General features: G+C 61.5%; 15 protein-coding genes. 3 read left to right on the top strand and 12 right to left on the bottom strand.

The features are described from left to right. Positions 1 to 34 precede the first annotated feature (34 nt). From ACELLULO517_RS22190 to ACELLULO517_RS22145, 10 genes are all read right to left on the bottom strand, one after another. The gene (locus ACELLULO517_RS22190; RefSeq protein ID WP_227309622.1) at positions 35 to 544 is read right to left on the bottom strand and encodes a Fur family transcriptional regulator; all 510 of its coding nucleotides are present in this window, start codon (positions 542 to 544) and stop codon (positions 35 to 37) included. Between the two features lie 68 nt (positions 545 to 612). Continuing rightward, a complete protein-coding gene (locus ACELLULO517_RS22185; RefSeq protein ID WP_227309621.1) occupies positions 613 to 1,656 on the bottom strand; it encodes a WD40 repeat domain-containing protein in 1,044 nt (347 codons plus the stop codon). Between the two features lie 12 nt (positions 1,657 to 1,668). Then, entirely contained in the window at positions 1,669 to 2,655 is a 987-nt protein-coding gene (locus ACELLULO517_RS22180; RefSeq protein ID WP_227309620.1) for a CobW family GTP-binding protein, read from the bottom strand. Between the two features lie 110 nt (positions 2,656 to 2,765). Next, positions 2,766 to 4,010, bottom strand: coding sequence for a CDF family Co(II)/Ni(II) efflux transporter DmeF (gene dmeF / locus ACELLULO517_RS22175; protein WP_227309619.1), 1,245 nt, complete (start codon positions 4,008 to 4,010; stop codon positions 2,766 to 2,768). Between the two features lie 9 nt (positions 4,011 to 4,019). Then, positions 4,020 to 4,298: a metal/formaldehyde-sensitive transcriptional repressor gene (locus ACELLULO517_RS22170; protein ID WP_227309618.1), complete on the bottom strand. Its 279-nt coding sequence runs from the start codon at positions 4,296 to 4,298 to the stop codon at positions 4,020 to 4,022. Between the two features lie 483 nt (positions 4,299 to 4,781). Then, positions 4,782 to 5,285 (bottom strand): RES family NAD+ phosphorylase, encoded by a 504-nt coding sequence (locus ACELLULO517_RS22165; RefSeq protein ID WP_227309617.1) that lies wholly within the window; start codon positions 5,283 to 5,285, stop codon positions 4,782 to 4,784. Between the two features lie 2 nt (positions 5,286 to 5,287). Further along, positions 5,288 to 5,638, bottom strand: coding sequence for an MbcA/ParS/Xre antitoxin family protein (locus ACELLULO517_RS22160; protein ID WP_227309616.1), 351 nt, complete (start codon positions 5,636 to 5,638; stop codon positions 5,288 to 5,290). Positions 5,639 to 5,708: 70 nt separating this feature from the next. Further along, entirely contained in the window at positions 5,709 to 6,929 is a 1,221-nt protein-coding gene (locus ACELLULO517_RS22155; protein WP_227309615.1) for a hypothetical protein, read from the bottom strand. Positions 6,930 to 7,004: 75 nt separating this feature from the next. Beyond that, positions 7,005 to 7,340 (bottom strand): type II toxin-antitoxin system PemK/MazF family toxin, encoded by a 336-nt coding sequence (locus tag ACELLULO517_RS22150; protein ID WP_227309614.1) that lies wholly within the window; start codon positions 7,338 to 7,340, stop codon positions 7,005 to 7,007. Beyond that, positions 7,341 to 7,559 (bottom strand): hypothetical protein, encoded by a 219-nt coding sequence (locus tag ACELLULO517_RS22145; protein ID WP_227309613.1) that lies wholly within the window; start codon positions 7,557 to 7,559, stop codon positions 7,341 to 7,343. Positions 7,560 to 7,857: 298 nt separating this feature from the next. Between ACELLULO517_RS22145 and ACELLULO517_RS22140 the strand changes: the two genes are divergently transcribed. After that, a complete protein-coding gene (locus ACELLULO517_RS22140; protein ID WP_227309612.1) occupies positions 7,858 to 8,175 on the top strand; it encodes a DUF7673 family protein in 318 nt (105 codons plus the stop codon). Between the two features lie 61 nt (positions 8,176 to 8,236). After that, positions 8,237 to 9,343 (top strand): site-specific integrase, encoded by a 1,107-nt coding sequence (locus tag ACELLULO517_RS22135; RefSeq protein WP_227309611.1) that lies wholly within the window; start codon positions 8,237 to 8,239, stop codon positions 9,341 to 9,343. A 542-nt stretch (positions 9,344 to 9,885) separates the two neighbouring features. Here the strand turns inward: ACELLULO517_RS22135 and ACELLULO517_RS22130 are convergent. Next, positions 9,886 to 10,374, bottom strand: coding sequence for a ribbon-helix-helix domain-containing protein (locus tag ACELLULO517_RS22130; RefSeq protein WP_227309610.1), 489 nt, complete (start codon positions 10,372 to 10,374; stop codon positions 9,886 to 9,888). Continuing rightward, complete coding sequence (locus ACELLULO517_RS22125; RefSeq protein WP_227309609.1) at positions 10,367 to 10,993, bottom strand: ParA family protein; 627 nt, start codon at positions 10,991 to 10,993, stop codon at positions 10,367 to 10,369. Before ACELLULO517_RS22125 ends, ACELLULO517_RS22130 begins: the two co-directional genes overlap by 8 nt. Positions 10,994 to 11,655: 662 nt before the next feature. On the opposite strand from ACELLULO517_RS22125, the gene ACELLULO517_RS22120 reads away from it, so the two are divergent. Further along, positions 11,656 to 12,621, top strand: a complete 966-nt coding sequence (locus tag ACELLULO517_RS22120; RefSeq protein ID WP_227309608.1) for a replication protein RepA — start codon at positions 11,656 to 11,658, stop codon at positions 12,619 to 12,621. Positions 12,622 to 12,908: the final 287 nt, after the last annotated feature.

The raw sequence follows: 12,908 nt of genomic DNA, 5'->3' as shown, positions 1-12,908 counted from the left end.
ATTTCCGATCGACCGGGCCGCGCAAGCGGTCCGGTCAGGAACCGGGCGTTAAACCAGATCTGGACGCGTCCGCGTCACCCGCCCGGCAAGGACCACACACCCCAGTCAGTTCCACGCTGCGTTGCTCCAGCATGAAGCCGTGCCGTTCGCCCAGATCCGCGGCTGCGCGGTCTATTCGTTTATCCTCGGCCTCGACCACCGTGCCGCATGCGCGGCAAATCAGAAACTGCCCGGCGTGCGGATGGTCGGGATGCTCGCACGCCACGAAGGATTTTGTACTGTCCAGCCGATGCACCAGGCCCGCCTCAAGCAGGAAGTCCAAGCTGCGATAGATGCTCGCGGGTGTAATCGCGGAATCTTCCGGCCGAACGAGGTCGAGCAACTCGTAAGCGGTCAACGGCCGGCTTGCCGCCAATAGCTTCGCCAAAACAATCCGGCGCTGCGGCGTGAGACGCCCGCCCCGTGCGCGGCAGATCGTCTGGGCCTTTTCAAGCTCATGCATCCGGTCCCGCCCGCCTGGCAAATCAGTCTCCTCATCGTCCACCGTTCCGATCATAGCGCACCGCGGCTTCGCGTGCAGCCTCTCAAAGGCGGTTTTCGGATGCGTCTTCGCTATTGGGACGAAGCCTTCGTCAAATCGAAGATCGAAAGCGCACCGCTATCGGTTCCCGCCGCCAAACGCGCACCATCCTGCGACCATGCCAGGGCCGATACCTTGCTACCATCGGCGGCGCGGACCCGAATGGCCCTGCTCTCGCGATCGGCGGTCAATTCGCAAATCGCCACGCGGCCGTCATCGAAGCCGGCGGCCACCAGGGGGCGAACGGGATGGATGGCTACCTGCGTAACCAGCTGGCCGATACCCTGGCCGACTTCGATCGGCGGTTTTCCCTGTGGTCCGGACCCGGAGAACGGCCAGGCCACGACGCAATCGGCTCCCGATGTAACGAGGGTTGGCGGCTTGGCCAGCCAGTCCACCGAGCGAGCCTTGGCCGCATAGCCCCGCATCGCGAGATCGCTCCCGTCAGCGACGCGCCAACCGTGCAGTTCGCGTTCCTGCATCGCCGTCATCACGTGCGTACCGTCCGGGCTCCAAGACACGCCGATATGCGAGCCGCGCCACGTCAGCCGGCTTGGGGTCTGTCCGAGCGTCGCGGACCACCACAAGGTCACGCCGCCATAATGCGCGGCGGCCAGGCGCTTGCCTTTAGGATTGAAGGCCAGTGCAGAGACCGTACTCGGGTGATCGGACGAAGATGCCCGAACATTTCCGCTTCCGTCGATAAGCCGCACCTCCCGACCGACCGCAACCGCTCGCGCCTTCCCCAAACGAGAAACCGCCACCACATCGATCTGCCGCCCCGGCGTGCGCATTATTTCCGAGGTGCCGGCGTCCTCTGTCGTCCGGACTAGCCGTCCGTCATCCCCACCGGTGAGAAAGCTTCGCCCGTCAATGTCGAGCACCAGGCACAGGACTGCGCCGTCATGCGCTGGTACGGTCTGAACACCGCCGGCCGGGTCGATAAGCTGAACGCCCCCGTCGCCCAGTGAGACCGCCAGCAGACCGGATTGCGAGAAAACAGCACCTGTGATCCCGGCATCGACCACTGTCTCGATGCCAGGTGGGGTTAGAACGCCAGTCTCGGCGAGCGACATTGCCTGGGCCCGTCAGGCCACGCAGGCCGCGAACCCAGCCTTCAGCTCAACCGCGTCGAGATCCCGGCCAATGAAGACCAGCTTGGAATCCCGCGCCTCGTCTTGGCCCCAAGGCTTGCCATCGTCGCCTTCCATCAGCATGTGGACGCCCTGGAAGATGAAGCGGTTGGGACTGCCCTTCAGGTCGAGGATGCCCTTCGAGCGCAGGATCGAGAGGCCTTTCTCGCGAAGCAACGTTCCAATCCACTGGTTGAACCGGTTCACGTCGATTGGCTGGGTCTCGCGCAGCGCCACACTGGTGACGGCATCGTCGTGTTCATGAGCGTCCTCACCGAGGAAGTCGGGTTCGATGGCTAAGATGCGGTCCAGGTCAAAAGCCCGTCGGTCGAGGATCTCCGTCGGCGAAATCATGCAGCGTTCGGTACGGTGGATGATGGCGGTCGGGTTGATTGTGCGCAGCCGCGTCTCCAGGGCCACCAACTCTGCAGCGGGAACGAGATCCGCCTTGTTGAGAAGGATGACATCCGCGAAGGCGATCTGCTCGGCCGCCTCGTGGCTGTCGTTGAGCCGCGCCACGACGTTCTTGGCATCGACCACGGTGACAATCGAATCGAGCTTGGCGACTGCGCGAACTTCTTCGTCGACAAAGAAGGTCTGCGCGACGGGTGCGGGATCGGCGAGGCCGGTGGTCTCAATCAGAATGGCGTCAAACGTGCCTTTGCGCTTGAGCAAGTTGCCGATGATACGGATTAGGTCGCCGCGCACGGTGCAGCAGATGCAGCCATTGTTCATCTCGAACACTTCTTCGTCGGCATCGACCACCAACTCGTTGTCGATGCCGATTTCACCGAACTCATTGACGATTACGGCGTACCGCTTTCCGTGCTCCTCGGTGAGCAAGCGGTTGAGCAGCGTCGTCTTGCCGGCGCCGAGATAGCCGGTCAGGACGGTCACAGGAATCTGCGGCCGGGTCGTTGGCGTCTGAACCGTCGCGGACATGGCACTCTCCAAACTATGGCGGCCGGGGCGGCCACCTGCGTGAAGGTGATCCTAGTCTATGTGATACGTTGTATCAATTCATGATCGCGAGATGCTGGCCATGCCGCCTTTCAGGCAGACCGTTGCACTTCCACCGTAAGATGGGACAGCGCCGGAAAGCGGGACAGGCGGGCATGATAGAACTCCGCCCCACGCGGCTTCGCCGTGGTGACCGCCACGATGGCGCCGAGATGCCCGGGCCCGAGCCGCCAGAGGTGCAGGTCAGACAAGCGGTCACCGTCAACCTCGATTGCTTGCCGCAATGTCGCTGCCAGGCTTTGGTCAGGGGTCATGTCCAACAGGATTGCGCCGGTGTCCCGGACGAGGTTGTAGGCCCAAGCGGCTATGACGAGGGCGCCGACGACACCGGCAACTGGGTCCATCCACAGCCAGCCGAACGCCCGAGCCAGCAACAACCCGACGATTGTCAGGACCGAGACCGTCGCATCCGCGGTCACATGAATGATCGCGGCCCGCAGGTTGTTGTCGCGAGCGGCCTTGTGATCGGCGTGCGCATGTTCCTCAAACGTGACGGCATGAACTTCGCCTTCGTGAAGGCGGATATGTACCGCGAAGGCATGCGGCTCGGGAACCTCATCGACCGATTCCAGGTAACCGTCTTGCACGGCCATGGCGAAATTCTGGCGTGCGCCATCAGTTCGAAGGGTGTCGATGATCAACGTCTCTGCCAAGTCCCCCTCGACGCCGCGGAGCCGAAAGCGCGGCGGCACGCCATCCTCGAAAATCGACAGCGTCAATGGGCCAACGCTGCTCTCGACGCGGTGTTCGCTCTCATCGTCCTGTTGTGTGTGGCTACGCGCGTGACTGTGGCCATGCCCATGATGATGGTGCTCCCCGCCGCTCAACAGCCATACGGACCCGATGTTGACCAGCAAGCCAAGAACGGCGATCGGGATCGCTTCCCCAAAGTGGATCGGGACGGGGGCGAACAGGCGGGAGACGGCCTCGTAGCCGATCAACAGCGCGATCATCGCCAGCGCGATGGCACTGGTAAACCCGGCGAGATCACCGAGCTTCCCTGTTCCGAAAGTGAAGCGGGGGTCATGCGCGTGCCTACGGGCGTAGCTGTAGGCAAGCGCCGCCAACAACAGGGCACTCGCGTGTGTGGACATGTGCAGGCCATCTGCGACGAGGGCGATCGAGCCGAACAGGACGCCGCCGACAATCTCCAGGAACATCATCGCACTGCAGAGCCAGATGACTGCCCAGCTCCGCCGTTCGGCACGTTCGTGGCCTTCGCCCAAATACACGTGGCTATGACCTGAGGGAGGCGTGAGCCCGTCGGCTTCGCTCACCGCGGCCTCCTATTTCAGGTAGGTTCGAATGACATCCATGAGTTGCTCCGCAGCTTCTGCGTTGAGCGCCCCCGGATGTTTCTCAGCATCGACCAGATGGCTTCGAACGTGGTCCTCGACCACTTCCGCCATGAGACCGGCCATCGCGCCGCGCACACCCGCGATTAGATGAAGGACCTGCTCGCAGCCAGCCTCGCTTTCGAGGGCGCGCTCGATCGCCTCGACTTGGCCCCTCATCCGGCGCACGCGGCTCAGCAGCTTCTGCTTCTCACGGATAGTGTGGGCCATCCGTTGATATGTACCATAGGGGGGGACCCTATGTCAAAATCTTCCCTAGCAGTTCGAAATTCTCAGCGATCTTCTGCAAAGCGTAACGGGTTTGCTTCACGACACTGGAATAGCAACGCCGATCCTGTTCGCGATTGTCATGTGGCCGCAGTAGGTGAGAAAAGAGTTCGTTCGCGAGAACGCTGCTGTTTAAGATGAGAAAACGCCACGCAGCATTTTCTCAATATTGCCGCAATAGGCGAGACTCTGCGCTGCCCTTTGGATCTCAACGTATTGAAATATCCCGATTACCTTTCGAAGAAGTCGGCAGTGGTCTCTTTGATCTTGCAGTCACGTTAAGGCCTGAATTTCTTATGTTTACGGCACTATGGTTGGGCAGATTATCAAGATGACGGGAATTTCGCGTCTCATGCGGCAATCGGATGTCCTTGGTTTTTCTGGCCGTGGCGTCTCATCAATTACGGCAACATGACTACGGCAGGCTTAGGTCGCCAAGCGGCCCTCGTCGTCGATCAGCGTGAGCCGCGCGGGCAGTGCGTTTCCCCACCGCCAGAGCACCATGTTGAGATCCCGCCGCGAGGCGCCCGGCGCGAAGCTTCGAACAAGCAGGGCGCTGTATCCCCTCTCGATCAGCGAGCGTGCAAAAATCTGGGTTCGCGCTTCCCCCATTGCCCTCATCTCGTCGCGCCAAGTCGAAGCCGCGACAGCTGCAGCGTCCATCCCTTCGTCTCGCAGGGCCGCCTCATCTGTGGCGTCGAAGATGCTCTCAAGCTCGGCTTCATACGCAACCAGCGTCGTGGGTTGCAGCGTGCCCACCTGGTTTGCCTCTCGCACGGCCGTCATGATCGACAGGGAGCAATACAGGGCTGGCGTCCCCTTCGGATTGAACCGGCCCCCGTAGCGCCGAGCGCCCTCTCCAGATAGCGGCTCTCTGGCGTAGATCGGATTGAGCGCGCGATAGAGCTTGCCGCTATACGAACGCGCCACGGCTACGCGTGGACACCGGCGTCAACCGCGTCGATATATTCGAGCACATCATCGGCCTGCCCATTCAACACGAGCTGCATCGCCGTCTGACCGGAAAAACCAGGCAACGGCTCCGAGCGATACCACGCGTAGGCCATCAGCATCGAGCCGAAGCGGGGCTCCACTTTGTTCAGGGTCTCGACCATTTCTCGAAGCCGACGCTGCGTCTTGTCCGAGCGGACCCGCTCCTTCCGCTGAACAGCATCCCGTCCTAGGCCCGCCGAATGAGCGACATCCTCGCTCGTCGTCTTAAGCTCCCTGGCTATCTTCTGCGGCGCGAAAAAACCGTTGTCGGAGAGATGTTGGAGGTTCATAGCTCGTAACCTGACTTCTATGTCCACATGGACTGACGCTATATAGCGTCTTTCAGCGTGGCGATCAAGGTCAACGCGATATTGCCTGCTGGGTCATGATAGTGTCGTCCTCCTCACCGAGGATGTCGGCCTGAGATTCAATCGGTCGCGTCTCCGACGCGGACAACAAGTCCGGCCCTCTGCGGGTAAGGACGTGACGTGTGCGCCGAACCACGGCGTCAAGATGGGCCATGGCCTCCTCAAGCGCCGTATAGTCGAAGGAACGGCGCTCAATGGGCGTCAAAGGCGGCAGCGGCAGCAGCGGCACAGGCTCTGACAGATCATCCTCGGTTTCGAGCCGTGGGCGTCCCCGGCCGCGCTCAGGGTCAGGACGGTAGGGCGGGCGGATCACGTCGCGCAGGGGGGCAAGCCCCTTCAGCCCGAACAACCGGCGCTTCGAGCGATGGGTCACTTCGATGGCGATTTCGGCCGCCACCAGCTCGTCGAGGATGCGGAGGGCGTTCTTCACCGCGATGCCGAGAATCCCGGCCAGCGAGGTCGCCGACAGAACCGGCACCGCGGCCAGCACGTCGATCGCCATGCCGGCGCGTGAGTGCTTGCGCCGTCCGGCAATCCCATGCCGGGCCTCGAACCAGGCGCGCTCCAACGTATAGAGAAGATCGAGACCATCCGCCGCCTCGGTCGCGAGCGCTTTCAGGAACGCCGGCGTCCAGTCTCCGGGCTCCCATGATTGCTCGGCGCGGAGCGCAGCCGCGCCGGTCAGCGGCATGGGCATTCGGAGAAGGTTGCGCTTGCGCCAGTAGCGAATGACGGCGGAGCGGAGTGGCGCGCGCATGCCGCCACTGTCGATCCATACCCGAAAGCCCTGGGCGGCCGCGAGCAGCGGGGGAAGGGTGGCCGGTTGGTCCGCGAGGATCGCCTCTGCGCGCTGCACCTCGCCTTCCTGATCGAAATCGGGCTCGACGATCCATTGATGCAGTTCGAGCGCCGCCCGCGCGGCATCGATGATCTGGCCGCGATCGATGATGCGAAGATAGGGGTCCATCCGCAGCCGCAGGCCCTCAAGCGTGGCCGCCAGGTGCCAAGGATCGATCAGTTGACCATCGACGGCCGCCTGCCGACGGACGGCCTCAAGACGCGATCGGTGGAGGACGGCCTGGCGGAGCGGGTGACTGGTCAAGGCCTGGTCAAGACGGGCGATCGCGGCCGAGGCTTCGGCCAGCGCATGAACGACCCCAACCCGATCACCGCCTAGCGTCATCAACCCCGCAAGAGGGTTGTCGCCGGTCATTGATGCCTGCCGTAAGTGGCAAGGGGACCCGGGGTCATGCACGCATTTGGACAATGCGGCACCGGGCGGCCCGCGTTAGAGCGTGTTAAACCCGAAGACGCCCAGGAAGGTTTGCCGATGGGTGGCGAGCCATTCGGCCGGCGCCTCGCCGAGTTTGCCGGCGATAACCGAGCGGTCGAGTGTGGCGAGTTTGTCGAAGCGTACGACCGATGAGACTTTGAGACCCGTGCCCGCGATCGCGTCGAGGGGGGCGAGGTCAGGGCCGGTGCGCGGCACCGAGGTGATGAAGCAGACCACGAGATCGGTCCGGCGGTCGTTGTCGCGCGACACCACGAGGGCGGGGCGCCGCTTATCCCCGGAGAGATCGGTGAAGGGGAAGCGGGTGAGGACGATGCTGCCGAACGCGAACACTCAGCTTGCGCGTTCGACCAGGTCGGCGTCGCTGTAGAGGTCCGGCTCGTCGGCCAGCCAGTCGTGCGCTCGGCCGGCTTCGGCCAATGCCGCCATCGGCAGGGACTCGTCCTCGAGCAATTCGACAACGACGTGCACCTTGGCGTCCGCGGCAATGCCGCGGCGTGTAAGTTCGGCCGAGAGCTGCCCCGCCGGGGCGTCGATGACGATCTGCTGCACGCGATGAATCCCTTCCTCGAGACGGATCTTAGCAGGGCGGCATGAATTTGTCTCATGGTCGAAATCGCGCGAACCGTCATCCCCAAAACCTACGTAAAACCAGTTCATTAAACGCTAGCTTACCGTAATCCATAGTTAGGGTCAAAAGACCGCTATTAATTTCTGGAAGCCCCTCCCCCGCCTTCCTGCGGACCCTACTTTCGATAATCTGTCTTGTCGAAAGTAGCCTCTTAGCGTACGAAAGCAGGCATGATGGGCGGGTTCGGCCGCCAGATTCGCTTCCGGAGGCCCGCAAATCATGACCGTTCTCGATATCGACCCGCCGCTCGCCGCCCTCAACCGCCTCATCGCCATCGCCCAGAGCGATACCGGCCAGGCCCGCCGGGTTGCCGATTTCCTGCTCGCCTGGTGGAATGCCGACGATTGCGGCCGGTTCGACTTCCGCGACCTCTGGATGGTCGATCGGACGATCGCCGACGATATCCTGAGCGTCCTCAGCCTGATCGCTCTGCGGCAGAGCTACCCCGACGCCTACGGCCTCGGGGAGGCGTTCGAGCGGCTGGTCAAGGACTGGCGCCCCCAGCTCGGCGCGCCGTCTGCGCCCCACCATGCCTGACGGCCGGCACGCGCCCAAGGCCCCTGCCCTCGCCCTGCGAAATGCAGCCGAGACAATACCCGTGACCGCTGACATCGATGGTGCTTTGGCCGAGCTGCCGGCCGTAGCAGAACTCGCCGGGCTGCCCGCGCCGATCGGCGCCGAACCCGGCCGTATCCGCAAATGGTTCGATGCGGTCTCCGAGGTCAGCCTCCCCACCGCAGACGGTTCGCTTGCCGCTGAGCGGGACGCCGCGAACGCCTTCCAACGGCTCGCCAAGGCCGACAATACGAGGCGGGCCTATCGGTCCGCCGTCGCGGCCTGGTGTGACTGGTGCGCCAAGCGCAACCTCCCTCCCCTCCCCGCCACCAGCCAGGATGTGGCCGCGTTTCTGGCGAGCGAGCGGCTGCGGGGCCTGAAGGCCAACACCCTCGATCTGCGGCGCGCCGGCATCCGCTATCTGCACCGGGTGGCAGGCTGTCCCGTCCCGACCGACGACGCCTGCGTCTCTGAGACCATCGCGGGCATTCGGCGGGATGCAGCGGGAAAGGGCGAGTTGCCGCGGAAGAAGGCGGCGGCCACGGCCGGCATCATCGAGCAGTTTCTGGCGCCGATTCCGGAGGACCTGCGCGGGCTACGGGACCGTGCGCTGATCCTGGTGGGTTTCGCCGGCGCGCTACGCCGCTCCGAGCTGGCGGCGATCCAGATGCGCCACGTCGAGCGAACTGAAAAGGGCATCCGGCTGTTGCTGCCCCAGACCAAGGGATCGCAGACGGAGGCCGTGGCGGTCCCCCTGCCCTTCGGCAAGACGGGCTTGTGCCCGGTGCGGGCGCTGGAGCGGTGGCTGGAGGCCGCGTCGATCGCCGATGGTCCTGTCTTCCGGCGCATCTGGCTGCCGAAAGCCAGCGGAGCCGGCGAGCCCCCTGCCCTACCCCAAATCGGCCATGATGCGCTGACGACCCAGGCCATCGCCAACATGATCAAGGCCCGCGCTTTCGCCGCGGGATTCAACCCCGGCAGCTTCGGCGGCCATAGCCTGAAGCGCGGCGCGATTACGACCGGCATGGAGAACCACGTTCATCCGGCCGACCTTAAGCGGATGGGGCGGCATAAGAGCTTCGACGTCCTCGGGGAATACCTGGAGTTCGGTGATCTGTTTGAGCGTCACCCGTTACGCAGTGTCCTCTAATCCCAGCAGGCGCCGGGTCTCACAAGTCGCCTGACTATCGGGTAGGAGATCGTCGGCGCCCAAAGGCCGAAAACCCATCCGCCAGAAGCCGGACGACATTTCCGGCAGCAACGCCGCCAAGAGCAAGGGCACCGCCGTTAGGACCGCCTCCCAAGAGCCTCCATCACCGCGAATGCGGGGTACGCAAACCACCACAAGGCAAATAAAGGCGGCCATTGCCAGACGTAACAAAATTGCGAGGGTCCCTGCCCCTCTCCGCTCGTTCGTCTCAACGTTGGTCATCGTGTTTCCAGAGAAATGCTCCGGACCGATGTCGTTTCCGGACCGCCCGAATTATACAAAGCTTACCGGCGGGCTGTCCCCGAGTTTTTCATGGCTCCCGGCAATGGTCAGGACGTCGACGCTTTCCTCCTTTGTGATGACCACCAATGCTGCCAACACTGCGTCAACGCTTGCGACGGACTGACCATCTCGGCATTGCTGGCCTTATGTCTGTATGCCTGGTTACAATCTTGGTTACATGGTGCGTTACATGCATGGTGCTATGTTAGGGGAGCGGTCAGGTTGCCTTCCTGGTCCGCTGCGTCCAACATTTCTTGGATTGCTTGATCCAGAAGGTCTTGCTTGCTGATCCCCGTACGTTTCGCCAAGTTGTCCAGCCTTTCAGCAGCGCTTACACGAACCCTGATTGTTATGCCCGATCGCGCCTCCGCCGTTTGCTTGCGGGCGAACTTGCTGACCGAGCTTGATGCCACCTTTGGGTGTTCCTTCCGCGGTTCTTGGGTGGATTGACGCGGCGCTTGCCGCGTGGCTTTCACCGCCGGAAGCGGCGCGGCTTCTTCTTCTGATTCAACCACGGCTTGCGCGTTTTCAGGCTCGTGGACGGGTGGGGAGGGGAGGGAGGGGAGCAATGGTGGCGCTTCTTCTGCTGGCTCTGCTAGCGCGCCCGGCAGATGCTGCTCGGATTTCGCCTGCCCACGAGGAACACCGAGCGCGACCAGGTTGGGGCTGAGAGGGGTCTTGTTAGCCATTCAACGATGCCTTTTCCTTCACGTAGGCCCAGAGTTTCTCGATCTCGATCGCGCCCTTCGATCCCGGCGCCACTTCCATAATGGTTTGGTCAACCATCGAGCTTGCAAAGTCGGTGCGATCAATCACCATTATTGGGGCGATCGTGCCATGTTGGCTCAGCGCCATAATTGCTTGGTTTGTCAGCTTGGCCCGTTCCTTGACCCGGTTCAGGACAAAGATCATCCGGCGATTTGCCTGCTGCACGAGCTGGATGGTCGGGCCGACGGCACGAAGATCGTGCGGACTTGCTTGTATGGGCAAGACGACCAAGTCGGCGTGTTTTAACACCTCTTCGAGCAGGGGGCTTTTAGAGGGAGGGGTGTCGATCAGCACGACACCGACGCCGCTCTCAGCAGCCTTTTTGAGGGCCGCCGCCAGGCCGCCAAGCTGGCTTGGATCGAGAAAGATCGGTGTTTCGGCTTGGCGGGCATTTACCCACTCTGCGAGGTTTCCCTGAGGGTCCATATCGATGACAGCCGTTGGTCCATCGCCAACCGCCTGCGCCTGGACGGCAAGATGGCCGGTCAAAGTGGTCTTTCCGACGCCTCCTTTCTGGTTGGCCATCACAATTGTGATCATGAGCGGTTGTTCCTATGGTTCGTTACTTGTAACCAGACTTGTAACCATCTAAGCTGGAATTTGCAAGGCGATCCGGAAGGGGAGGGGGCAGCGGCGAGAATCTTGACGGCGATTTCAAGCAGAAGGTCGGCGTCCCTGGAGCCATACCGTCGCAAAAACGGCGCGCGTTCCGCGGCCACAGCCCGAGCAGCGCGCCTCGGAACAACACGAGGTTAGGCTCACCCAATAGGTTGGCGACCGAACCGAATTACGTTGCCATGCTGCGAATCGACCGATCGAAGCATGTTGCGTGAATTGAATCGTCAACAGCTCACGGAACGACGGGTCAGACTTTCTTCATACCCAATGCCGCGCCACCACGGGCAGCGGCGCCCGAGTCGCAAAAACCGATTGACGAAGGCGTTTCCAACAGCAAAGTTATCCACAGAGTGCCAGTGGACTTTGGATGCCTCGCTTCGAAAACTTGAGTTATCCACAGGCCTTACCGTGGACTCTGAAGGACGGGTTTGTGGACTTTAGAAACGCAAACCCGAGTCGATAGCGGTTTTCCCGTGGACTTTAGACCGCATACTAATAGTTACTTCTAATATTCTTCAAATAGCCTGGCATCTAAAGTCCACCTTGCATCCCAGGCGAAGACCGTGCTTGTGGATAGGAACAAGATGGCTCACGAGGAAGAAGGGTTGGCTCAGGTTCATCAACTACTCCTGGATTACGGTGCTGACGGCGCGAAAGTGTTTGCAGGCACCAAGCTCGAACGCCAGTGCCTCGACGCGGCGGCCGCGGTGATGTCGGACGAGCGTTTCGAGATGAACCTGCTTCACTCTGGCTTTGCATTAACGGCGTTACCACATCGAAACACGAAGGAAGTTATCTGGCAGCGTACTGGGGGGGCCTCCGGCGAGGTAACGCTACATGTGGAATCCGGCTACGGAACCGACAAACAGCCCTACGGTATCCCCTACGGCTCAATTGCCCGCTTGATCTTGATCCACCTCTCGACCGAAGCCGTGAGGAATAACAGTCGCGTCGTAGAGCTAGGCTCCTCTATGAGAGCCTTTCTGAAGCGAATGGGGGTCACGCCGGGCGGGAAAACATTCACCCTGGTCCGCGATCAGTCCAGACGAATCAGCATGTGTCGCCTCACGTTTTTCAACAAACGTGGACGCGATACGCTGGTTAATAAGGGATCGTTCGTCAAGAACGCCGTCTTTGTTGATGGTAACGACCTAGATGGGCGGGATCCTTTCCAAGATACGGTCGAACTCGACGATGCGTTCTTCGAATCGCTTAAGGAGCATCCTCTTCCCTTACGTGAGTCCGCAATTAAGCAACTTGCCGGAAAGAGCACCGCGCTCGACCTATATGTTTTCTTGTCCTACCGACTTCACGTTCTGCCACGCGCTACTCCAGTTTCCTGGAAAAGCCTCTACCAGCAGTTTGGAGCCGGCTGCAGCACCCAGAAGGCCTTTGTAAGCAACATCAAAGATCCTCTGACACTCGCTTTGGCTGTCTACCCAGAGGCCAAGGTAGAAGTTCAGGAGCAAGGGCTGATTTTACATCCATCAGACAGCCCTGTTCCAAAGACGCTCCCCCGTTCTGCCAACTTCCGCTTGGTGACCTCCTAGGTCTCATGCCGATTACATTGGCCCGCTGAGGACTGTTTAGGCGAATATAGTCAGCTGAACCCTAAGAGAGTGCCCGCACTCCCAGCAGGGGCTGTTGAAGGGCCATTCGACGATCGGCTACTGACTGCATCTAGCCGCCATAGAAGCCGCCTCGATCCCTCTCATCATCTAAAGTCCACGAGTCGCAGAGCTTTGTGATGCGAGTCACGCGTCTCCCTCGCCGATTTCTATTTTCGGCCCTCTTGCGGTTCGCAAAAAATCCAAAGTCCACGGGCTAGACGAGTCGG

It is taken from the genome of Acidisoma cellulosilyticum, from assembly GCF_020621385.1.
In the GTDB taxonomy this organism is placed as follows: domain Bacteria; phylum Pseudomonadota; class Alphaproteobacteria; order Acetobacterales; family Acetobacteraceae; genus Acidisoma; species Acidisoma cellulosilyticum.
Note: the sequence above shows the minus strand (reverse complement) of the source record. Positions and strands in the feature narration are given on the sequence as shown.